The organism is Parerythrobacter jejuensis (assembly GCF_039536765.1).
Taxonomy (GTDB): domain Bacteria; phylum Pseudomonadota; class Alphaproteobacteria; order Sphingomonadales; family Sphingomonadaceae; genus Parerythrobacter; species Parerythrobacter jejuensis.
On the sequence record NZ_BAAAZF010000001.1, the window covers coordinates 298,094 to 320,744 of the forward strand.

16 protein-coding genes are annotated in these 22,651 nt (G+C 59.7%); 12 read left to right on the plus strand and 4 right to left on the minus strand.

The window, feature by feature from the left end:
- Positions 1-42 precede the first annotated feature (42 nt).
- Positions 43-2,394, plus strand: a complete 2,352-nt coding sequence (locus ABD653_RS01455) for a TonB-dependent receptor (protein ID WP_160779519.1) — start codon at positions 43-45, stop codon at positions 2,392-2,394.
- 71 nt (positions 2,395-2,465) lie between these two features.
- Here ABD653_RS01455 and ABD653_RS01460 read toward each other — a convergent pair whose 3' ends face one another.
- Together ABD653_RS01460 and ABD653_RS01465 are read right to left on the minus strand one after the other, a co-directional pair.
- Positions 2,466-2,945, minus strand: coding sequence for a peroxiredoxin (locus ABD653_RS01460; protein WP_160779520.1), 480 nt, complete (start codon positions 2,943-2,945; stop codon positions 2,466-2,468).
- Between the two features lie 90 nt (positions 2,946-3,035).
- On the minus strand, positions 3,036-3,563 hold the full coding sequence (locus ABD653_RS01465; RefSeq protein ID WP_344705252.1) for a DUF922 domain-containing protein: 528 nt from the start codon (positions 3,561-3,563) through the stop codon (positions 3,036-3,038).
- Between the two features lie 276 nt (positions 3,564-3,839).
- Here ABD653_RS01465 and ahcY point away from each other — a divergent pair, with 276 nt between their 5' ends.
- The 8 genes from ahcY (at position 3,840) to trxA (ending at position 16,643) form a co-directional block, all read left to right on the plus strand.
- Positions 3,840-5,258, plus strand: coding sequence for an adenosylhomocysteinase (gene ahcY, locus ABD653_RS01470; RefSeq protein ID WP_160779522.1), 1,419 nt, complete (start codon positions 3,840-3,842; stop codon positions 5,256-5,258).
- Positions 5,259-5,364: 106 nt separating this feature from the next.
- Positions 5,365-7,707 carry a sensor histidine kinase gene (locus ABD653_RS01475; protein ID WP_160779523.1) on the plus strand — a complete coding sequence of 781 codons (2,343 nt, stop codon included), beginning with the start codon at positions 5,365-5,367 and terminating at the stop codon, positions 7,705-7,707.
- Positions 7,704-8,141 carry a tRNA (adenosine(37)-N6)-threonylcarbamoyltransferase complex ATPase subunit type 1 TsaE gene (gene tsaE / locus ABD653_RS01480; protein ID WP_160779524.1) on the plus strand — a complete coding sequence of 146 codons (438 nt, stop codon included), beginning with the start codon at positions 7,704-7,706 and terminating at the stop codon, positions 8,139-8,141. Before ABD653_RS01475 ends, tsaE begins: the two co-directional genes overlap by 4 nt.
- Positions 8,138-9,139, plus strand: coding sequence for an aminoglycoside phosphotransferase family protein (locus ABD653_RS01485; protein WP_160779525.1), 1,002 nt, complete (start codon positions 8,138-8,140; stop codon positions 9,137-9,139). The genes tsaE and ABD653_RS01485 overlap by 4 nt, the downstream gene beginning before the upstream one ends.
- A complete protein-coding gene (locus tag ABD653_RS01490) occupies positions 9,136-9,852 on the plus strand; it encodes a nucleotidyltransferase family protein (protein WP_160779526.1) in 717 nt (238 codons plus the stop codon). The genes ABD653_RS01485 and ABD653_RS01490 overlap by 4 nt, the downstream gene beginning before the upstream one ends.
- Complete coding sequence (locus tag ABD653_RS01495; RefSeq protein WP_160779527.1) at positions 9,845-12,808, plus strand: PD-(D/E)XK nuclease family protein; 2,964 nt, start codon at positions 9,845-9,847, stop codon at positions 12,806-12,808. Before ABD653_RS01490 ends, ABD653_RS01495 begins: the two co-directional genes overlap by 8 nt.
- Positions 12,805-16,242, plus strand: a complete 3,438-nt coding sequence (addA, locus tag ABD653_RS01500) for a double-strand break repair helicase AddA (protein ID WP_160779528.1) — start codon at positions 12,805-12,807, stop codon at positions 16,240-16,242. Before ABD653_RS01495 ends, addA begins: the two co-directional genes overlap by 4 nt.
- Before the next feature lie 80 nt (positions 16,243-16,322).
- Positions 16,323-16,643 (plus strand): thioredoxin, encoded by a 321-nt coding sequence (gene trxA, locus ABD653_RS01505; protein ID WP_160779529.1) that lies wholly within the window; start codon positions 16,323-16,325, stop codon positions 16,641-16,643.
- A 22-nt stretch (positions 16,644-16,665) separates the two neighbouring features.
- Here trxA and ABD653_RS01510 read toward each other — a convergent pair whose 3' ends face one another.
- Complete coding sequence (locus tag ABD653_RS01510; protein WP_160779530.1) at positions 16,666-17,469, minus strand: inositol monophosphatase family protein; 804 nt, start codon at positions 17,467-17,469, stop codon at positions 16,666-16,668.
- Positions 17,466-18,692 carry a bifunctional glutamate N-acetyltransferase/amino-acid acetyltransferase ArgJ gene (gene argJ / locus ABD653_RS01515; protein WP_160779531.1) on the minus strand — a complete coding sequence of 409 codons (1,227 nt, stop codon included), beginning with the start codon at positions 18,690-18,692 and terminating at the stop codon, positions 17,466-17,468. The genes ABD653_RS01510 and argJ overlap by 4 nt, the downstream gene beginning before the upstream one ends.
- Before the next feature lie 79 nt (positions 18,693-18,771).
- On the opposite strand from argJ, the gene ABD653_RS01520 reads away from it, so the two are divergent.
- The 3 genes from ABD653_RS01520 to secA all read left to right on the plus strand — a co-directional run bounded on the left by ABD653_RS01520 (position 18,772) and on the right by secA (position 22,637).
- Entirely contained in the window at positions 18,772-19,482 is a 711-nt protein-coding gene (locus ABD653_RS01520) for an energy transducer TonB (protein WP_160779532.1), read from the plus strand.
- A gap of 42 nt (positions 19,483-19,524) precedes the next feature.
- Positions 19,525-19,797, plus strand: coding sequence for a hypothetical protein (locus tag ABD653_RS01525; protein WP_160779533.1), 273 nt, complete (start codon positions 19,525-19,527; stop codon positions 19,795-19,797).
- 86 nt (positions 19,798-19,883) lie between these two features.
- Complete coding sequence (gene secA / locus ABD653_RS01530; protein WP_160779534.1) at positions 19,884-22,637, plus strand: preprotein translocase subunit SecA; 2,754 nt, start codon at positions 19,884-19,886, stop codon at positions 22,635-22,637.
- Positions 22,638-22,651: the final 14 nt, after the last annotated feature.

Below are 22,651 nucleotides of genomic sequence, written 5' to 3' on the forward strand. Positions count from 1 at the left end.
TTTCAATAAAGGGGTGCAGAAGGTTTCTCAGGGAGAGGAAAAATGAAGAGTTCGACGTTTCGCACTGCTTTGATGATTGGCGCTGCTTGCACTGCATTGGGGGCCGCTCCGTTGGCCGCACAGACCAGTGACGATGAGCCTGCAGGGGCGCAGGCCGATGCGGCGGGCGGCTACGGACAGCCCATTGTTGTAACCGCGAGACGGCGTGAAGAGCTTGCGCGTGACGTGCCGGTTTCGATCACCGCCATTTCGGGCGAAGACTTGGCTCTGGGTGGCACACAGGAGCTGACCGAGATCGCCCAGGAGGTGCCCAACCTCACTTTGGAAGTCTCCCGCGGAACCAACACCACACTGACCGCCTTCATTCGCGGTGTCGGCCAGCAAGATCCGGTCGCAGGCTTTGAAGCCGGCGTTGGTCTGTATGTCGATGATGTCTATCTGAACCGTCCACAAGCCGCGGTGCTGGACATTTATGATGTGGAGCGGATCGAGGTGCTGCGCGGCCCGCAAGGTACGCTCTATGGCCGCAACACGATTGGCGGAGCGATCAAATATGTGACCGCACGTTTGCCCGATGATCTCTCGTTTAAGGCGCGCGGAACATACGGCTCGTATGACCAGGCCGACCTGATCCTGAGCGCATCTGCGCCGCTGACCGATACTTTGCGGATTGGAGCCAGCGGTGCACGCCTCAGCCGTGGCGGGTTCGGTGACAATCTCAACCTGCAAGGTGTCGAGAACTACAACAAGGATGTGTGGGCCGCACGCGGAACAATCGAGTTCGATAACGGCCCGCTCTTCATCCGCCTGTCGGGCGACTATGTGAAAGACACGAGCGATCCCCGCCAGGGCACACGTCTGATCACGAGCCTGTTTACCGGAGCCCCGGTGCTAGACGATGTCTACGACACGCGGGCAGGGCTCAACGTCGTCGATCAGGAAGTGGAAGCCTATGGCGGCGCTCTGACCGTTTCCTTCGAAGTATCGGATACGATTACGCTGAAATCGATCACCGGCTACCGCGAGGATAGTTCGACCACGCCAATCGATTTCGACAGCTTGCCCGGAGCTGATCTGGACGTCCCGGCGATTTACGAGAACGATCAGTTCAGCCAGGAATTCCAGCTCCTGTACGAAAGCGACCGGCTTTCGGGTGTGCTGGGCGCGTATTATCTCGATGCAAACGCCTTTACCGCTTTCGACGTGGCACTGTTCACGACGGGCGGCTTGATCGGCTTACCAGGCCTCAATGCCCAGACGCTGGGCGACGTGGGGACGGAAACCTGGTCGATCTTCGGTGACTTCACCTATGACTTCAGTGAACAGCTGAGCGTGTCGCTGGGTGGCCGGTATACCAACGACAAGCGGACAAGCCGCGTCTTGCGAACAACCTTCATCGGTGGTTTCTCCGATCTTTTCCCGCCTTCCACGGCGATTCCGATTGCGATTACCTCCGATTTCCTCGGCAGCGAAACGTTCAAGGAATTCACGCCGCGCGCCTCGATCAGCTACAAGCCGAACGAAAACCACAATATTTACTTCACCTATTCGCGTGGTTTCAAAGGCGGCGGGTTTGATCCGCGCGGCCAGACCACCGCTGCGCCGGATCTCGATGGCGACGGGGATATCGATTTCGATGACCAGTTCGAGTTCCTCCGTTTCGCACCGGAAACGGTCGACAGTTTCGAACTTGGTTGGAAGGCATCTCTGCTGGACAATCGCCTGAATGTCAGTCTCGCGGCATTCCTGGGCAATTACAGTGATGTGCAGATCCCTGGTTCTGTCGGTGTCGACAGCAACAATGACGGGATCAATGACAGCTTCATTGGAATTACATCCAACGCCGCCTCAGCCGATGTGAACGGCGTTGAGTTCGAGGGCAATGCACTGGTGGGCCGTGACTTTGCCGGGGCTGGCAGCCGTTTCAATGTCAACTGGTCCCTGGGTATTCTGGATGCGAGCTATAATGAGTTCATTGATGCCTTCGGCACCGATGTCGCAGATCAGCGAGTGTTTCAGAACACGCCGGACCTGACGGCGCATGCTGGCTTCGTGCTCGGCCTGCCGGTAGCAGCCGGCATGGTCGATGTTCTCGGGTCGGTTTCGTTCCGCAGTGATGCGAGTCAATTCGAAACCCCGAACCCGTTCCTCGACCAGGATGGCTTCGCGCTGGTGGATGCAAGCATTGTCTACACGGCGGATAGTGACCGTTTCAGCATCGGCGTTCATGCGAAGAACATCTTTGACAAGCGCTATATTGTCGCAGGCTACAACTTCGTTGCGGGCGGGACCAATGGGCAACCCTTCGCATCAACCCTCGGGCTCGAAGGAACCCTGACCGGATTCTACGGCGATCCACGCCGCGTCTTCGTTACCGGTGAAATCCGCTTCTAGGTAAACGACATCGCGATACAGAAAGGGCGCCCTCGCAGGGGCGCCCTTTTCCGTTGTCAGTGCGTGTTTGCTCAGAGCTGGCCGAGCAGATGCTCCGCGCTGGAAACGGAGAAGTCGCCCGGTGCTTCGACATTGAGCTCTGTCACCTTGCCGTCTTCGACGATCATCGAATAGCGTTGACTACGGGTGCCGAGGCCAAATCCGCTGCCATCCATGGTCAAGCCAATCGCTTCGGCAAAATCGCCGTTGCCATCAGCGAGGAAGGTGATGTCTTCGGAGCCGTCGGCCTTCTGCCAAGCACCCATCACGAACGGGTCATTGACCGACGTGCAGGCAATTTCGTCGACGCCCTTGGCGCGTAGCTCTTCGGCTTTCTCGACATAGCCGGGAAGGTGCTTGGCAGAGCATGTCGGCGTGAATGCGCCGGGGACTGCAAACAAGGCAACTTTCTTGCCGGCAAAAAACTCGCTGGACTGGACCTGTTCGGGCCCTGCATCGGTCGCCTTGACCATGGTCACGTCAGGTAGGCTATCACCGGTAGAGATTGTCATGCTTGCTTGCTCCTTGAATTCCTGTTGGACTTGCCCTCGCGATATAGGTGCTGGCTGGGCATCTGCAAATTTTGAATGCCGGTTTGGCCTCTACCAGCGGAAAGTCGTGCCTTCTTTGGTGCCATGACCCGTTTCGGCGTCAAAGCGTGCCTGATCCCGATCGAGCTTGGAAACGATCCGCTGCGCGCGCTTGACCGCTCCGGTGCATGACCCATCCATCAAGGCTCTGCGCAGGGAAGGGATCGCGGCATAGATCATCTCCAGATGACGGGCCTCATGCGCCTCCAGCGCATCGGTAAAGCGGTCCCATTCCTGGCGCGCTGCATCTGTCAGGCTTGCGCGATTTCGCAGGCGCGGGAAGAACACTACGGTCTTGACCTCCAAGTGTGAATCGCAGGTGTTGCCGCCGCGATCATTGTAATTCCAATCAATTGTGTAGCGCGTTGTCGCGGCGTTACGATGATCGTTCTGCTTGGATTTCGGGCCAAGGGTATCGAGCTGACCTTGCCAGTCGGCGGGATTGGCCCCCTCGATCTCGAAATAGTCGATTGTCGTCTGCGGGAAGTCGGCAAATCGGGATGCGGTTGTGCTGGCGTGAACTGGAATGGCGGCGAGCATGGCGGGCAGGGCACCCAGGCAGGCGCACTTCGCAAGCAATTTCTTACTGCCTGTGAGTTTTGAGCTTGCCGACATGCCAAGCAGGATAAGGTAGTTCTCTAGGAGGGTAAAGCGCTCCACTCGGCATTGTATCCGCCGAAATTGACTTCAGTGATTCGTCATATAAAGATTTCTTTATATTTGATCTGACGCGAGCCGGCCGCTATGGCGCGCGCAATCTTATTGCGGCCCACGCAAACAATCGATGGGTTGCCCGTTTCATTGAAGGAGCACGCCATGGCTACGGCTACTGCCACGCAGGACTATATCATCAAGGACATCTCGCTCGCCCAGTTCGGGCGGGACGAAATCGCCATTGCCGAAACCGAAATGCCGGGCCTGATGGCGCTGCGCGAAGAATATGGTGCGGCACAACCGCTCAAGGGCGCGCGCATCACCGGTTCGCTGCATATGACGATCCAGACCGCTGTCCTGATCGAAACTCTGATTGCACTGGGTGCCGAAGTGCGCTGGGCGACTTGCAATATCTTCTCGACCCAGGATCACGCAGCTGCTGCGATTGCCGACCAGGGTATCCCGGTATTCGCGATCAAGGGTGAGACCCTGGCCGACTATTGGGAATATGTCGGCAACATTTTCGATTGGTCGAACGAAGCCGATCCTGATCTCACGGCCAACATGATTCTCGACGACGGTGGCGATGCAACCATGTTCGCCCTCTGGGGTGCGCGCATCGAAGCGGGCGAGACCATGCCCGAACCGCAGAACGCCGAAGAGATCGAAATGCAGAAGGCCTTGAAGGCATTCGTCGCGCGCAAGCCGGGCTACCTGACACAGTCCGTGAAGACCATCAAAGGTGTGTCAGAAGAGACCACCACCGGCGTCATGCGCCTTTACCAGATCGCCAAGCAGGGCAAGCTGCCGTTCCCGGCGATCAATGTGAACGACAGTGTCACCAAGTCGAAGTTCGACAATCTCTATGGTTGCAAAGAATCGCTGGTCGACGCAATCCGCCGCGCGACCGACGTAATGCTGGCTGGTAAGGTCGCTTGTGTTGCCGGGTACGGTGATGTCGGCAAGGGTTCCGCTGCCTCGCTTCGTGATGGCGGCGCACGGGTGATGGTGACCGAGATTGATCCGATCTGCGCCCTACAGGCCGCGATGGACGGTTTCGAAGTGGTGACAATGGAAGAAGGCGTGAAGCGCGCCGATATCTTCTGCACCGCGACCGGCAATGAAGACGTGATCACTGCCGAGCACATGAAGGCGATGAAGAACATGGCCATCGTGTGCAACATCGGCCACTTCGACAGCGAGATCCAGATTTCCGCGCTCGACAATTACGATTGGAAGGAAATCAAGGAAGGCACCGACATGGTGACTTTCCCGGATGGCAAATCAATTTTGATCCTGGCCAAGGGCCGTCTGGTTAATCTGGGCTGCGCCACGGGCCACCCCAGCTTTGTGATGAGCGCCAGCTTCACCAACCAGACTCTGGCCCAGATCGAGCTCTATACCAAGGCAGACGAGTACGAGAACGATGTCTACGTCCTGCCCAAACATCTCGACGAAAAGGTCGCTGCATTGCACCTCGATAAGCTGGGCGTGATGCTGACCCAGCTGAGCGACAAGCAGGCTGATTACATCGGTGTTCCGCAGGCTGGCCCGTTCAAACCGGATCACTATCGTTATTGATCCGCGCCAGTTGATTTTGAAAAACGTCAAAGCCCTCGCAATTGCGGGGGCTTTTTCGTGGCTGGCCAGTTGCATCCGGACCGCGCCCCGCATAGCTGGATAGACAATGGAATTCGCACCCACAGCTTTGGCGCTTATCGGCCTGTTGCTTGCCGCCTGGACTGCGGGGGCAGCTTGGCTGATGATCAGTGCCGGCACCAAAGCACGCAACGCCGAAAATAGCCGACGGGCCGCACGCCGGATGGCGCGGATGCTGGACGAGGCGCCCGCCATACCCTTGTTGGTGCGCGCGGATGGCCGGATCGAGGGTTCGGAGCGCCTTGCCCATTGGCTGGGTTTTGACACTCTGCCTCAGTTTTTGAGCGAGTTGGCGAGTGGCGAAGATCGGGGCTTGTCGAAAGAAGATCTCACCGACCTGACCCAGAAGGTGCGGCGTGCCCAGAAAACGGCGGCTCCATTCCGGATGGCACTGACGGTGCCGGGTTCCCAGCGCAGCCTCGCCTTGCGAGGCCAGCTAGCTGATCCTCAGGTTTCCCCAGGCGGCGCAGCGCTGGTGTGGATCTTCGATTTCAGCGAAAGCGAGACGGAGCTCAGCCGAATGCGCGAGGAGACCGCTCGCGCCAAGGGGGACTTTGCAGCCCTGGTCGGCCTTATCGAGGCGGCCCCGATGCCGATGTGGTTCCGTGGTGTCGACACCCGTCTACGCCTTGTGAACAGTGCGTATGTCGCTGCTGTGGGGGCCGAGAGTGCCGATGCCGTCGTCGCAAATCAGACCGAGTTGATCGAGCAGGTCGATGGCTTGGACGCTGCCCAGATTGCGGGGCAAGCGGCGCAGCAAGGGCGTCCGGTCGAACGGATTGTCCAGGCGACCATAGGCGACGAGCGCCGGGCTTTGCGCGTGTCGGACCTGCCGCTGGGATCGGAAGGTGTCGCAGGATACGCCGTCGATATTCAGGAAATGGAAGAGCAGGCGCGATCGCACCGAGCCTACGCCAATGCCCAGCGCAGCATGATGGATCGGCTGTCCACCGGCGTGGCACAGTTCGATGCTGACCGGAAGCTGAGCTTCGCAAACCAGCCCTTCCGGCGGATATTTGCCATTCGGCCGGGCAGCGGCGCGAATGGCATGGCCTTTGATCGCTTCCTGAGCGACGCGCGTGACGAGGGACGGACGCCGGAAGTGCGCGACTTCCCGGCCTGGCGGGCCGAGCATGTCGAGTGGTTTACAAGTGGAGAGGCTCAGGAAGAGGCATGGCCGCTTTCTGATGGCACGCATCTGCGCATTGTCGCGCAGCCCATGCCAGACGGTGGCCTGGCGCTGATCGCAGAGGATCGCACCGAACAATTGGCATTGTCGGCGACGCGTGACACTTTGCTCCGAACGCGCACGGCCACGCTCGACAGTCTGTTCGAAGCACTGGCCGTCTTTGCCCCGGATGGCAGCCTGCAATTGTGGAACCGCAGCTTTGCCGGAACCTGGGGGATCGATCAGGAAGTCTTGGACCAACACCCAGCGGTGGACGGAGTGTTGGAGGAGATTGCTGGAAATCTTGCCAAGCCCAAACACGTCCGCCGGATCGGTGAGGTTATTCGCACGGCCACGCTGGACCGGAAGGAGCAGGCTGGCCGCGTCGCGCTCGCTGACGGGCGGACTCTGGAATTTGCAGGCGTTCCGCTCCCCGACGGAAACGGCTTGCTGACAACGCTGGATGTGACTGCGAACGAGCAGGCGGAAACGGCACTGCGAGAGCGAAACCAGGCGCTGGAGCAGGCAGACGAGGTCAAGACCCGCTTCCTGGCCAATATGTCCTACGAATTCCGCACGCCCCTTACTTCCATTGGTGGCTTTGCGGAATTGCTCGACGCAGGCATTGCGGGTGAACTTAGCGATCAGGGCAAGGAATATGTGCAGGCCATTCTCGACTCAGTCGGGCGTCTCACAGACCAGGTCGAGGATGTGCTGGACCTTTCCCAGAGCGAAGCCGGTTTGCTGCCAATTGCAAAAGAGAAGCTGGAGCTGCTTCCCTTTGTAACCCGGGTCGTGCGCGAGCGTGAGCGCGGCATTGAAAGCGGTGGCATTTCGCTGGATCTGCGGGGCGGCGGCGTGGCCAAGGTGCAAGCCGATCCGCGCCAATTGTCGCGCGCCGTTGGTCATTTGATCGACAATGCAATCGCAGCCACGCCCAAGGGCGGCAAGATCCTGGTCGATTTGTCGAAGAAGCCGGAAGGCACACGGATCGTGATTTCCGACAATGGCACTGGCATGGCGCCAGAGGAGCTCAGGCGCGCGATGGAGGGCTTGCGCCCCAGTGCAGACGGCAAAGGAATGGAGCGCCGCCAAGGCCTGGGCATACCTTTGGCGCGGCAATTGATCGAAGCGCATGGTGGCACGCTGGACATCCAGTCGCGCAAGGGCATGGGCACCAGCGCAACTATCCTGCTGCCGTGAGGGTCGACTTGCCGGACCTTGATGCAATGGCGGCCTTTGGTCGCCGGATTGCCAATGTGCTGAGGGTTGGCGATGTGGTTGCCCTGTCGGGCGGTTTGGGGGCAGGCAAAACAACGCTTGCACGCGGAATTATTGCGGCGCTCGGGCATAGGGGAGAGGTCCCGTCGCCCACCTTCACCATTGTGGAAACCTATGACGGGTTAGCCCCGCCGCTCGTGCATGCAGATTTCTATCGCTTGGAAGATCCTTCAGAGGCGGAGGAGATCGGCCTCGACGATTATCGGGACGGCGCGGCATTGCTGGCGGAATGGCCGGAAAAGGCAGGCGGTTTCGGACACGAGACCGGTTGTCTTTCAATCAAGCTGGAAGTTGCGGAAGACGGCCGTGTTGCGATTGTCGAACCGGGCGCTGACTGGGTAGGGCGGGCGCCATGACGAGCGCTGACAAGGTCTTGCCCGAAGGGGGCATCGAGTTTCTGGATCGGGCCGGTTGGGGCGGCTGCGCCATCAATCCTATTCCGGGTGACGCAAGCGACCGACGCTATTTTCGCCTCAACCTTGCAGGCGAAGGCGCCCTTCTGATGCATTCACCTCCGCCAGGCGAGGACCCCCGTCCGTTCCTGCATGTCGGGCACTGGCTGAACGAAAACCGCCTGCGCGCGCCGCAGATCATGGCTGAGGATGCGGACGCTGGCTGGATCCTGCTCGAAGATTTCGGGAATGACCGGATGCGCGATTGGCTTGATGACAATCCTGCTGGTGAAGAGGGCGCGTATGGCGCCGCGATTGACGCGCTGGTTCCGCTCCATCGCCTGGAGCCCGGACCGTTTGCTCCGTATGATATGCCGACCTATCTTCGCGAGGCCCGACTGTTCACTGAATGGTACTGTCCCGCCCAAAACCTAGCAGTAGATGATCATAGTTTCGATCAAGCATGGAACGAGGCTTTAACACCTTTGATCGAGCGGCAGCGTCATTGTGTGACAGTCCTGCGCGATTATCATGCCGAGAACATCATGCTGTTAGGTCCGGCACCCGACGGGACCGGTCCGCAGGGCATTATCGATTTCCAGGACGCCTTGGTCGGGCATCCTGCCTACGATCTGGTTTCGCTGTTGCAGGATGCCCGGCGCGATGTTGATCCGGCATTGGAACGGCGGATGCTGGACCGTTACCTGGCACAGGTTGATGCCGGGGAGCATTTCGAGGCCGATTACGCGCTGCTCGGTGCGCAGCGGAACGCCAAGATTGTCGGTATATTCACCCGCCTGTTCAGGCGCGATGGGAAGGCCCGCTATCCGGCGTTCATTCCGCGGGTCTGGGATGCGCTTGAGCGTGATCTTGAGCATCCAGCGCTCGGTCCGGTAGCAAACTGGTTTGACGAGAATGTCCCTCCAGCGCTCCGCGAAGCAAAAGGGGGCTCCATCACATGAGCGGACTGGCAACCGATACAGCCATGGTGATGGCGGCCGGCATGGGTAATCGCATGCGCCCGCTCACTGATACAAAGCCCAAACCTCTGGTGCAGGTGGCTGGTAAAACGCTGGTCGATCATACCCTCGACAAATTGGCAGAGGCTGGTGTCCAACGCGCCGTGGTCAACGTGCATTACATGGCCGATGCTCTCGAAGCGCATCTGAAGGAGAGGGCAAATCCTGCCATCGCCTTTTCGGACGAGAGGGATATGCTGCTCGAAACGGGTGGCGGCATGATCAAGGCGCAGGGGCAATTGCCTGATCCGTTCTTCTGCCTCAACTCGGACAATATCTGGCTCGATGGGCCTCGCAATGTCTTCGCTGACCTATCGGATCGCTGGGATCCAGACGAAATGGACGCACTGCTGCTGGTCGTCCCTCACGCGCAGGCCACAAACTTTACCGGCAAAGGAGACTTTCATCTGGATGGGGAGGGCCGGATTAGGCGGCGCGAAGGTGACAATCGCGCCCCCTATATCTTCACCGGGATCCAGATCGTTGCGCATCGCCTCTTGCGCGACCCGCCAGAGGGGAAGTTTTCGACCAACATCTTGTGGAATCGCGCCTTGGAGGAAGGGCGCCTTTTCGGATTGCCATTCACCGGGCAATGGTTTGAGGTCGGCACGCCGGATGCGATAGCGCCGACTGAGGAGGCTCTGCGGGGTGGCTGACCGCCCAGGCCCGAACGTCTACTCCATTGCCGCCCATCGCGGCTTTGCCGATGCGCTGGTGGCCGGCCTTGTGCCACGATATTCGGATGGCCAGTTCGGGTTAGCGCGCCTGACCCTTCTGCTGCCAAGCACCCGCACTATCCGCACCGTTACCGAGGCATTCGTCCGTCATTTCGGAGAAGCGGGGCAGCAAGGGCTGTTAATGCCACGTATGGTTGCCGTCGGCGATCTCGATCTCGACGAAGCGCTCGGAAGCATGCTTGATCCGGCAGTGGCAGGAGATATCCCGCCCGCTGTGGACGGAACATATCGCTGGCTAAGGCTGGCGGAGCTGCTGAAGGAAGAGATGGGCGGGGCTGCACCCAAGGGGCCAGCTTTGCTCAATCTCGCGCGCGACGTCGGAGCGACGATGGACCGGTTGCTGGTGGAAGATATCGGCCCGGAAGAGTTGATCGGAGACCGGGTCCTCGATCTGGTCGGCGACCTCTCCGGCCATTGGCAGGACGCCCTTCGCCGGTTCGCACGGATCCAGGCCAAATGGCTCGCTGAACTGGAGCAAATGGGCCGCATTGACACTGCCGCACGCCGCAACAGGCTGTTCGATCAGGCGGCACGCCGCTGGAAAGGCGCGCCACCCGATACGCCGGTTGTGGCTGCTGGTGTAACCAGTGCTGCGCCAGCGCTTGCGCGGATGCTGCGGACAATCGCCGAACTGGAAAACGGCGCCGTGATCTTGCCCGATCTGGATTTGACATTGGATGATGCAGTCTGGGACGAACTCGGCCTCGCTGGGATAGCCGCTGAAGCTGACGGTCCAGCGTTTTCTGCGCAAGACGCGGTGACCCATCCGCAATACCACCTGAAACTCTTGCTCAACCGGATGGGCATCGCCCGCGGGGAAGTGCGTGCATGGCATCGCAGGGGACTGGGTGCCTCGCCGCCAGAGCGCAGCCATGCGATCAGCGCGTTGTTCCTGCCACCGAAAGCGAGCAAGGCGTGGGTCGATCTCCCCGCGGAGAAACGCCGCCTGTCAGGTGTGCGCCTACTCGAAACAAACAATCCGGAAGCTGAGGCCCAGTCCGTCGCGCTGGCTGTTCGGCAGGCGCTGGAGCAGCCTTCCAAGCGGGTGGCCGTTGTTACGCCCGACCGCAATCTTGCCGGGCGAGTAATCCAGCATTTGCGGCGCTGGAACATCGAGGCCGACGATTCCGCTGGCCGTCCGCTGGGCCAGACTCCGGCAGGGAGGGTGATCCTGCTATTGGCGGAACTCATCGCCGAACGAGCCGCCCCGGTGCCGCTGATCGCCTTGCTGGCACATCCGCTGGTGAAGAGATCAGAGGATCGAGCACTATGGCTTTCCTCTGTTCGCGCGCTGGAGCTGGAGCTGCGCGGTCCTCGTCCGGCACCAGGGCTGGCGCCACTTGCCGCGATCGCAGAGGAAGCACAGGTTTCCGAATGGTGGGCAGGGGTCGTTGAAACCCTCCAGCCTCTTTTCACCGACGCAAACGACGCGAAACTGGCCGATTTGCTCGATCTTTTGTCGGCGGTCGGACAAGCCCTGTGCGGTGACGGGCTCTGGGCGCAAGAAGATGGGCGGGCCTTATCGCAAGCGATCGAGGATCTGCGTATCAATGCCCGGGACGTGGGCACGCGTATCGATCCACGCGACCTGCATGGCATCTTAAGCGATGTGATGGACGCCATTGCCGTCCGTCCGCCTTATGGGGGGCATCCACGCGTGACGGTCTATGGCCTGCTGGAGGCACGGATGAGCCGCGCAGACCTGATTATCTGCGCGGGCCTGAACGAAGGCAGCTGGCCAGCCCGTGCAACGGTCGATCCGCTCTTGGCACCACCTGTGCTGAGGGCTCTGGGCGTGCCCGGCACTGATTTCAGGATAGGTTTGGCGGCCCACGATCTCGCCGGTGCGCTGGGTGCTCCCGAGGTCTTGTTGAGCCGGTCAGAGCGTGATGCAGAAGGGCCGGCGATCGCATCCCGCTTCCTCTTGCGGGTCAAAGCCTTGCTCGGTGAGCTGACTGACAGGCATAGCGAGAGAGACCTGCCAACTTGGGCCGCTGCGCTGGATGACGGGCTAACTGCTCAGGGCTACGATCGACCACAACCGGTCCCGACGCCTGAACAGCGCAAGGTTCGCATCAGTGTCACGGCGCTCGATCGGCTCCGGTCCGACCCGTACCAGTTCTACGCTGGGTCGATCCTGCGGTTGAAAGAGCTGGATACACTGGATGCGGAGCCAACGCCTGCCTGGCAGGGGCAAGTCGCGCATGCCATCCTCGAAAATTGGCATGCCAATGGCGGCGATCTGTTTGCGGCTGCCGACATTGAGCTGGAGCAGATGAACGCCCATCCGCTGACCCGCGCACTGTGGGAGCCACGCCTGCGCAAGGCCCTGGAATGGGTGAAGAACACGATTGAAGCTGACGACCAGCGAAAGCCAGTGTTGTGGGAACAATGGGGCGCATTCGAGCAGCGGGGCGTAGAGATATTTGGCCGGATAGATCGGCTCGACGAGATGCCCGACGGATCCTATGCCGTAATCGACTACAAGACTGGTTCCCCACCCAGCGGAGCACAAGTGGAAGCGGGTTATGCTTTGCAGCTTGGGACTTTGGGGCTGATCGTGGGCGCGGGCGGATTCGCCAAACACGGCATCAATGGAGCGGCGACTGCATTCGAGTATTGGTCTTTGGGCAAATCCAAACTCTCCGATACCGGGTTCGGCTATGTTGAAACACCGCTGATGACCGGCAGGAAGCGGAGCGGCCTGCCGCCTGAAGACTTTCTGCCGCAAGCGCAAGAATTCCTGGACGACGCGCTTGATCGCTGGATCCTTGGTGAGGAGCCCTTCACGGCACGCCTCAATCCCGATGCGAAGAGTTACGGCACCTATGACCAACTGATGCGGCTTGAAGAGTGGCTGGGGCGGGAACAATGAGCAGCAAGCAGCTGGTCTATCCGCTCAAGGGCGAGCAAGCGCAGGCGGTCGATCCGCAAGATAGCGTGTGGCTGTCTGCGAGTGCAGGGACGGGTAAGACCCAGGTCCTTTCAGCACGCGTGTTGCGCCTGCTCTTGCAACCAAGCTGCGGGCCGGAATCGATCCTTTGCCTGACATTCACCAAAGCTGGCGCTGCCGAAATGGCAACGCGGGTCAACGAAGTACTGGCAAGCTGGGTGCGGATGGATGCCGCAAGTCTGGCGATTGATTTGCGGGCCATCGGTGCTCCTGTAGATTCCGAGACGCAGGAACGCGCCAGGACGCTGTTCGCACGGGTGCTCGATTGCCCGGGTGGGGGCCTCAGGATCGATACGATCCACGCGTTCTCGCAGTGGCTGTTGGCCGCTTTTCCGGAAGAAGCAGGGCTGGTGCCCGGGACGAGAGCGATGGAGGACCGGGAGCGTGTTCTTCTGTCACGCGAAGTCTTGTCGGAGTTGTTGCTGGAAGCCGATCAGGACGATCTGAGTGCAATCGCCATGCTCACCATCAGGCTCGGGCCGGAAGGCGCGCAGTCGTGGATGATGCGGTGCGCTGCACAGCTCGATCTGTGGACCGGGCCCGATGGCTGGCAACCTCCCTTGCGATCCCGCGTGCTCGGTCTGCTGGGGTTGCCAGGGGACTGCTGCGAAGAACAACTTGCCAAGCTGTGCGACGATGGCAATTTCGACGTTGCTTCCTTGCGTGATTGCTTGGCCCACTATGCAGCGTGGAATGCGAAAGGTGGGCGGGATGCCGTCGCTGCGGGCGAGGCCTGGCTTGCCAGCGACCCTGCGGCCAGACTTGCGTCGGTCGATGATTTGGCCACCGCATTCTTCTTCAAGAATGGCAATCCGCGATTACCCAAGAATGCGGACGATGCATTCGCGCAAAGTCATGAGCGGGTGGGCGCAGCAATCGCGACGATACGCGAGCAGTTAGCGTTGCTGGCCCTCGCAGAGTTCCTGGTGCCTGCGCTTACGCTCGGTCGAAAGTTCGCGCTTGCCTGGCAGGACCGGAAAGAACGCGACGGCCTGATCGACTTCGATGACCAGATCCGTCGCGCGGCCGATCTGTTGTCACGCTCCGATCTTGCGGACTGGATCCGGTACAAGCTGGACCGCCAATTCGATCATATTCTCGTCGACGAGGCGCAAGATACCAACGCAACGCAATGGTCGATCATCAAGGCTCTGACCGGCGAATTCTTTACCGGCCTTGGCCAGCGTGATGGCCGGTTGCGCACGATCTTTGTGGTCGGCGATTACAAGCAGGCGATTTTCGGGTTCCAGGGCACGAGCCCGCAAAACTTTGCCCGCCAGCGCCAGATTTACGCGGATGAAATCGAGCAGGCGATCGCCAATGCGCGTGCCCTGTCGCTGGAGGATCGCACGAAGCCGTTGATTGATCTTCGCGAGCTACGCTCTCTTGGATTGGGGCGAAGTTTCAGGACGGCCCAGCCGGTCCTCGACTTCGTCGACGCAGCGATAGAGGCTATTGGCGCCGAGGCGATCGGCCTCGACTGTTCAGCAGAAATCCACGTCGGCGAGGACCGCCCAGGACTGGTGACCTTGTGGCATCCTGTGAAAGTTGGCGAGAATGCCGAAGACGAACCATCTGAAGAGGATAGCTGGTTGCCCGCCCCGGAGCGCGCGATGGCTGACAGGATCGCCGAACAGATCAAGAGCTGGCTGGATGACGGCCACCCGCTAGCGAAGGGCAAGGCCCGCAATGCTGGTCCGGGTGATTTCATGGTGTTGGTGCGCAAACGCAGGGAGCTGGCGGGCCTGATCGTTGCTCGCTTGCACGCTGCCGGGATTCCGGTTGCGGGTGTCGACAGGCTCAGGCTTGGCGCGCCACTGGCGGTCAAGGACCTGATGGCAGCCATCCGGTTTGCCGTGCAACCTGCCGACGATCTCAATCTCGCCAATCTGCTCGTTTCACCCTTAGGCGGGTGGAGCCAGGAGGATTTGCTGGAGCACGGCCATCGTCCCGAGAAACGCGCCTTGTGGGACCATCTGCGCAAGCACGATGATCCCTTTGTCATGGCAACTGCCGATAAGCTCCGCTCATTGCTGGAGCGGGTGGATTTTGAGCCACCGGCGGCCCTGCTGCACTGGATGCTGACGGGGCCGTGGCAAGGGCGTCGCAAATTGGTCTCTCGTCTCGGGCGTGAAGCGAATGACCCGATCGATGAGCTGCTCAATGCCGCCTTCGCCTTTTCCAACACCCATACAGCGAGCCTGCAGGGCTTCATCCAGTGGTTCGATGCCGGTGACGGTGAATTGAAACGCGAGCCAGGTGGCGATGACGGGTTGGTTAGAGTGATGACCGTGCATGGGTCTAAGGGGCTTCAGGCCCCAATCGTGATCCTGGCTGATGCAACCGGAAACCCAGATACGTCGCGCACGGCAGGGATCGAATTGGAAGAAGGGAAGAGCGGCAAACTGGTGCCTCTTCCGCCGATACCCAATGACGAAAAGGTCGGCCCGGTCGCCGGAGCGGAGGAGGAAGCCAGGAAGGCTGACAAGGAGGAGCATTGGCGTCTCCTCTATGTCGCCATGACCCGGGCCGAAGAAGCTCTATACGTCGGCGGTGCTCTGGGCAGCCGCGAGCAAGAGCCTACGCCCGACAGCTGGTACGCCAGATTATCACCTGTGATGAAGAGTGACCCAGTGGAAGATACGATCTGGCATTCCGCGACGAAGTGGGGCCAACTGCCACCGCCGGTTGCGAAAAGCACTCTGGCGGAGACTGGCCCCGACATCGCACTGCCGTCGTGGCTGAAAACCCCCGTCGGGCCAGAGCCACGACCTCCAAGACCTCTCGCGCCGTCGTCTGCAGCGGACGATACGGGGCCGGATCGTCCTCTCTCTGCCGACGTCGCTCACGCAGCTGCAAGGCGTGGAGTGCTGATCCACAGCCTGTTGGAACGTTTGCCGGATTTGGGCGCGGGAGAGCGCGAGGCTGCCGGGCGGCAATGGCTGGAGCGGCATGCGAGCGAAGTAAGTCCTCAAGATCGCGCAGAAATGCTGCAATGTGCGCTCTCTGTCCTTACCGACCTGCGCTTTGCAGAAATATTTGGGCCGGACGCCCTTCCCGAGGTACCGCTGGCTGCGACAGTCGGTGGGCAAGTGATCGCCGGCACAGTGGACCGGCTGTTGGTTCAGAAAGACACAGTCCAAATCATCGATTTCAAAACTGCTCGGCGACCGCCGGAGAGGTTGGAAGACATCCCGCTTTCCACTGTAAAGCAGATGGCAGCCTATAGCGTCGCTCTGGAAACGATTTTTCCGGGGCGCGAGGTTCAAACGGCAATATTGTATACGCAATCGGCGGCAATCTTCGCGCTTCCCGCCGCGAAATTGGCGCAACACAAAGCCGCGTTGCAGGATTAGCAGGAAAGCTTTGTCACCGGTCTCTTGGAGCGAGCGAACCTGCTGCCTAGATAGAGTGTAATCAACAGGAGATAGCCGTCATGGCCACCACAACCGTAACCGATGCCAACTTCAAAACCGATGTGCTCGGGTCCGAAAAGCCCGTTTTGGTCGATTTCTGGGCCGAATGGTGCGGCCCCTGCAAGATGATTGCCCCGGCTCTCGAAGAGATCAGCGAAGAGCTGGGAGAGCAGGTGACGATCGCCAAGATGGACATCATGGAAAACACCGATACGGCCAGCGAGCTGGGCGTGCAGTCGATCCCGCTAATGGTCCTGTTCAAAAATGGCGAAGCCGTGGCGCGGAAGGTTGGCGCGGCGCCCAAAAGCCAGTTGAAAGACTGGATCGAAAGCGAGCTCTGATTTTGACGGGGTAGGGTGCCGGTCAGCCTTGATTGGCCAGCACCCGCGCGACAAACGTATCCCACAATCGGGCAGACGATGCGCCGACGAGCCCCGGCTTGTCGGCCTCGTCAACACGGTATTCGGTTCCGTCTAGCCGTGCTGCTTTGCCGCCTGCTTCGTTGAGCCAGAGAATTCCCGCCGCGTGATCCCAGGGCAGAGTGCGCTTGAAGCTGGAAATGTCATTCTCTCCCAGGCCAAGCCGCGGATATTGCTCGGCCGCGCAACGCGGAATGTCGACCAGGCGATAGTGGGGCGCGATCGTGCGTTGCACCATGTCTTGCTGTTCCGGCGTCAGGAAAATCATCGAGATTGCGGCGACAGGTTTGTCCTCACCAGTCTCGGTGGCCTCTACAGGCTCCCCGTCGACCATCGCTCCTTTGCCCAGATGCGCCGAGCAAAACCGGCCTGACAGGCAATCGTAAATCCAGCCGGATTGGCACAGTCCGCCTGATGCCCTTGCAAGGATTATCCCGAAAGGCGAATTGCCATGCGCAAAATTATGGGTCCCGTCGATTGGATCGATAATCCAGCAATCGCCCGAAAGTGCGTCCAATACCGAGGCGTCGGCATGGGCGCCTTCTTCACCAACTATATTGATCGAATCGTCGATTCTTGCGAGCCCTACGGAAAGCTTGGCTTCAGCCTCCCTGTCCGCAATGGTCACCAGATCATCGGCCGCCTTTTCGATGACTTCATCGCTGCCCAAATTCTGGAAACGCGGCAGGATCACCGTATCTGTGACATCCTTCACCAGTTCCAGGATGGCGCGATCAAGGCTACTCACGAGCGATAATCTGCGTTGATTGCGATGTAGCCATGGGTGAGGTCGCAGGTCCAGACGGTCGAGCGCCCCGAACCGATCCCCAAATCTACCTCGATGGAAATTTCTTCCCCCTTCAAATGCGCGGCCAGTGGCTCTTCGTTGAAATCGGGTAAGGGTTGGCCATTGCGTGCGGCCCAATGTCCACCGAAGCCGATCGATAGCTTGTCACGGTCCGCCGGCTCGCCGGCCTTGCCGATGGCCATCACCACCCGACCCCAATTGGCATCCTCACCCGCGATAGCCGTCTTGACCAACGGAGAATTGGCGATTGCGAGGCCTACCTTGCGGGCGCTGTCGTCGCTTGCTGCACCTGAAACGGAGATCGCGACAAACTTGCTGGCGCCTTCTCCATCGCGCACGACGAGGTGGGCCAGCTGGCGGCACACATCCTCCAGCGCTGCGGCGAACGCATCTGCGCCCGGATCGTCGAAAGAGGTGATGGGGGAATGGCCGGCCTTTCCGGTTGCAAAGACCAGCACGGTATCGCTGGTGGACGTGTCACCATCAACGGTGATGCAAGAGAATGTGCGCCTGTTAATAGTGTCTAGCAGTTGTTGGAGGAAACGCGCGTCAATTGCTGCATCGGTGAAGACATAGCCGAGCATGGTCGCCATATCCGGGGCGATCATTCCGCTGCCTTTTATGATGCCGCACAATTCCACGCGTGTATCGCCGATCATGGCGGAGGTGTGGGCACCCTTTGCGAACGTGTCGGTGGTCCAGATCGCCTTGGCGGCGTCTTCCCAACCCACAGCATCGGATGCGAAAGCGGCAGCGATGCCATCACGTGCTTTGTCTTGCGGTAAGGGAACACCAATCACACCGGTCGACGAAACGAACACGTCGTCTGCGTCACACCCGATATGGTCCGCAGCCTGGTTCCGAATCGCGTCTACCGCTTCGCGCCCGCGGTATCCTGTAAAGGCATTGGCGTTGCCGGCGTTGACGACCAGTGCGCGGGCGCGGCCTCGCTTCACCTGTTCGCGCCCCGTTTCGACTTCGCTGGAAGCGCATAGACTCTGGGTGAAAACTCCCGCGACCGTCGTCCCTTCGGCGAGTTCCACATAAGTCAGATCAGCGCGTTCCCAATCCTTGTAGCGCGCGCGACTGGCCCTCAATGTGACGCCGTTAATGGCGGGCATTTCCGGAAACGGTCGGGCAAGGGGGGAAATAGCGATATCCATGGTTGCCGCGCTATTGCGGGTTTACATTGGTTGCAAGCCATTCGAAGAGTGCCGTGCTTGCATCTTGGGGGAGCATTTCATGATTGCACTATTGGCCGCGCTTGCACTTCAATCCACTCAGGAGGTTGCGAAACCGGATTCCGCTGGCGCCGCTGTTGACGAGGCGGTGGAAGCTGCTGCCGAAGCGGTCATGGAAACCAGTCCGCCATCGATCGTGCCTCGTGCCCCGATCTCTCTTCCAGCGGCTCCTCCGCGCAGCGGGCCGGCTGACCCCTATCCTGATGGAAACCGCTATCGCTGGTTCCAGGATGTGATCTATCCTGCCGATGCGTACCTTGCAGAGGCCGAGGGTGAGGTGAATTATCGCTTGGCAGTGGCAGACGATGGGTCGGTTGAGGATTGCGCGATTACCGAAAGCTCGGGATCGGAGTCGCTGGACGATCTGACATGCAATATGCTGGTCGAACGGGCAAAGTTCGAACCTGCCATCGACGCGACAGGCAACCCTGTGTCGGGAACTTATGAAGGGTCGCGCAGCTGGCGTTTCCGCAAGCATGATCTCAACCAGACAACGATCGCTATCGTCGCTGAAGTCGATGCGAAGGGGCAAACTACGTCTTGCCGATTGGAGAAGCTGGAAGGGATTCCGCCCAAGGGATTCAGGAACGAGAACCCGTGTCGCGGCCTCTTTCGCGGCAGTGGCCCTTGGCGCGATGCCAATGGTGAGCCCCAGGCCCGCAAACTGACCTTTACCGTAAGCTTGGCGGTCGAAGAGCCGGAATCAGACTGAAGCTGGACGAATGGCCTGCCCGGGACTATGTGAAAGGTAGCTATGCGTCGCCAGATACTCACTCTGCTTGCACTTTTGACCGGGTTCGCCGCGATGGGCGTTCCTGCCAGTGCTGCTGTGGGCGAAATGTTTGGCCCACAGGTACAGAGCGGAGCCGAAGCCAAGGCTGAAGAGCGCCGCGAAGAATGCCGCCTGCGCAAAGAGCGCGACCGTAGCCCGGTCAAGCGCGAGAGCATCAAGGATTGCAAGCCGCGCAAATCGGTGAAGCTCTACTTGCCTACTGTCATGTTCGGTATCGACCGCGCGTACGAGTAGGGCTCAACCCCTGAAATGCCAGTCTTTTTCGCCCTGTTGCCGTGTGCCGGGGCGCTCTCCTTATTCAGTGTGTCAGGTTCTTTTCCATGTTTAACGCCCTTATGAAATCGGTCTTCGGCTCGTCCAATGATCGCTACGTCAAATCCATCGGCAAGTTGGTCAACCAGATCAATGCGCTCGAAGAGCAGATGCAAGCACTCTCCGATGATGAGCTGAAGGCGCAGACGCATAAGTTCCGCGACCAATTGGCGGCCGGCAGCTCGATTGACGATATCCTGCCGGAAGCTTTCGCTACGGTCCGGGAGGCTTCAGTGCGCGTGCTCGGTATGCGGCACTTCGATGTGCAGCTCATCGGTGGCGTCGTGCTGCATCGCGGCGAGATTGCAGAGATGCGGACGGGTGAGGGCAAGACCCTTGTTGCGACACTGGCCACGTACCTCAACGCGATTGAAGGCAAGGGCGTTCACGTCGTCACCGTGAACGACTACCTCGCCCGTCGTGATGCGGAATGGATGGGGCAGCTTTACACGTGGTTGGGCCTGACTGTTGGTGTCATCGTGCCCAACATCCAGGAACACGAACGCCGCGACGCCTACAATGCCGACATCACCTACGGCACCAACAACGAATTCGGATTCGACTATCTGCGCGACAATATGAAACATGATCGCGGCAGCATGGTGCAGCGCCCGTTCAATTTCGGGATCGTCGATGAAGTGGACTCGATTCTTATCGATGAAGCGCGGACCCCGTTGATCATTTCCGGGCCGACCGAGGACAAGACTGATCTGTATATCACTGTCGACGAGGTCGTTAAGCGCGTCGATCCGGAATGGTACGAGGCCGACGAAAAAAGCAAGAATATCAGCTGGACCGAAGACGGGAATGAAAAGGTTGAGGACCTGCTGCGCGAGGCCGGCCTGCTGGAAACCGACAACCTCTATGATGTTGAGAATACCCAGGTCGTCCACCACCTCGACCAGGCGCTTAAAGCGAATATCATGTTCAAGCGCGACACGGATTACATTGTGAAGGATGACAAGGTTGTCATCATTGATGAGTTCACGGGCCGGATGATGGATGGCCGTCGCTGGTCCAACGGCCTGCACCAGGCGGTCGAGGCCAAGGAAGGCGTCAAGATCGAGCCTGAAAATCAGACCATGGCTTCGATCACATTCCAGAATTACTTCCGCATGTATCCCAAGCTTTCCGGCATGACCGGCACTGCCGCCACCGAGGCGGGTGAGTTCTGGGATATCTACAAGATGAATGTGGTCGAAATCCCGACCAATGTTCCCGTCCAGCGGATCGATGAAGAAGACGAATTCTACAAGAACACGCAGGATAAATTCAAAGCCATTGCCCAGGCGATCGCTGAAAAGAGCAAGATCGGCCAGCCGACCCTGGTTGGTACAGTCTCGATCGAGAAGTCGGAATTGCTCAGCAAGTTCCTCGACGAGGAAGGCGTAAAGCACTCGGTGCTCAATGCCCGCTTCCACGAGAGCGAAGCGCACATTGTGGCCCAGGCCGGGCGCTTGGGTGCAGTGACCATTGCCACCAATATGGCGGGCCGCGGCACCGACATCCAGCTGGGCGGCAATGTCGAGTTCCGGATCGACGACGAGCTTTCCGACATGGAGGAAGGCTCCAAGCGTGAAGCAGCGATTGACCGGATCAAGGCGGAAGTCGAGGCCGAACGGCAAAAGGTGCTCGAAGCAGGCGGTTTGTTTGTTCTTGGGACGGAGCGGCACGAAAGCCGCCGTATCGACAACCAGCTCCGGGGACGCTCGGGCCGCCAGGGTGACCCTGGTCTCAGTCGATTCTATCTCTGCCTTGAGGACGACCTGCTGCGTATTTTCGGTCCGGACACGCTCTTCGCCAGGATGATGAACTCCAACCTCGAGGATGGCGAAGCGATCGGTTCCAAATGGCTCTCCAAGGCCATCGAAACCGCGCAGAAGAAGGTTGAGGCGCGCAACTACGACGTTCGGAAACAGGTCGTCGAATACGATGATGTGATGAACGACCAGCGCAAGGTCATCTACGAACAGCGCGCTGAAATCATGGACAGTGAAGCGGTCGATGATGTTGTGGTCGACATGCGACAGGATACGGTCAACGCGATGGTCACCGAAGCGTGCCCGCCAGGTTCCTATCCGGAACAGTGGAACATTGATGGACTGAAAGAACGCCTCGACGAAGTTCTCGGACTCCAGCCTGCAATCGACAACTGGATGCAGGAAGACCAGATCGAGCCGGAAATTTTCGAAGAGCGGATTCTTGCCGAGGTCGAGCAGCGCATGGATGACAAGATTGCCGCGACCGATCCGGGCATCTGGAAACGGGTAGAGAAGGGAATCTTGCTCGATCGCCTCGATCATCACTGGAAAGAACACCTCGCAACGCTGGATGCGTTGCGGCAGGTCGTATTCCTGCGCGCCTATGCGCAGAAGCAGCCGATCAACGAGTACAAGCAGGAAGCTTTCGGCCTGTTCGAACGGATGCTTGATACACTGCGGGAGGACGTGACGGGTATCTTGTTGAAGAGCGAATTCCGCATGGCACCGCCGCCGCAGGAAGAATTGCCGGATCTTCCGGACTTCCTGACCGGCCATATCGATCCCCTGACCGGCCTCGACAATTCCAATGATGGCGATGGCTCGGCTGACGATCCTGCCCTGTTCGGCTCGCTTGCCGGGAGCCCGCGGGCCGCGGCAAGTCCGGGTGGTGCAGCCACTCCGGCTGACAACCCCTTTGCCGGGCAAGAGGTCAGCCGCAATGCGCCATGTCCATGTGGTTCGGGCAACAAATACAAGCATTGCCACGGGTCGGCAGTGTGATTTGACAGGCGGCG

What these genes read in the sequence shown, in the direction of transcription:
- ABD653_RS01455 (WP_160779519.1), top strand. Translation starts at nt 43, where the DNA reads ATGAAGAGTTCGACGTTTCGCACTGCTTTGATGATTGGCGCTGCTTGC.
- ABD653_RS01460 (WP_160779520.1), bottom strand. Translation starts at nt 2,945, where the DNA reads ATGACAATCTCTACCGGTGATAGCCTACCTGACGTGACCATGGTCAAG.
- ABD653_RS01465 (WP_344705252.1), bottom strand. Translation starts at nt 3,563, where the DNA reads ATGCTCGCCGCCATTCCAGTTCACGCCAGCACAACCGCATCCCGATTT.
- ahcY (WP_160779522.1), top strand. Translation starts at nt 3,840, where the DNA reads ATGGCTACGGCTACTGCCACGCAGGACTATATCATCAAGGACATCTCG.
- ABD653_RS01475 (WP_160779523.1), top strand. Translation starts at nt 5,365, where the DNA reads ATGGAATTCGCACCCACAGCTTTGGCGCTTATCGGCCTGTTGCTTGCC.
- ABD653_RS01485 (WP_160779525.1), top strand. Translation starts at nt 8,138, where the DNA reads ATGACGAGCGCTGACAAGGTCTTGCCCGAAGGGGGCATCGAGTTTCTG.
- ABD653_RS01490 (WP_160779526.1), top strand. Translation starts at nt 9,136, where the DNA reads ATGAGCGGACTGGCAACCGATACAGCCATGGTGATGGCGGCCGGCATG.
- addA (WP_160779528.1), top strand. Translation starts at nt 12,805, where the DNA reads ATGAGCAGCAAGCAGCTGGTCTATCCGCTCAAGGGCGAGCAAGCGCAG.
- trxA (WP_160779529.1), top strand. Translation starts at nt 16,323, where the DNA reads ATGGCCACCACAACCGTAACCGATGCCAACTTCAAAACCGATGTGCTC.
- argJ (WP_160779531.1), bottom strand. Translation starts at nt 18,692, where the DNA reads ATGGATATCGCTATTTCCCCCCTTGCCCGACCGTTTCCGGAAATGCCC.
- ABD653_RS01520 (WP_160779532.1), top strand. Translation starts at nt 18,772, where the DNA reads ATGATTGCACTATTGGCCGCGCTTGCACTTCAATCCACTCAGGAGGTT.
- ABD653_RS01525 (WP_160779533.1), top strand. Translation starts at nt 19,525, where the DNA reads ATGCGTCGCCAGATACTCACTCTGCTTGCACTTTTGACCGGGTTCGCC.
- secA (WP_160779534.1), top strand. Translation starts at nt 19,884, where the DNA reads ATGTTTAACGCCCTTATGAAATCGGTCTTCGGCTCGTCCAATGATCGC.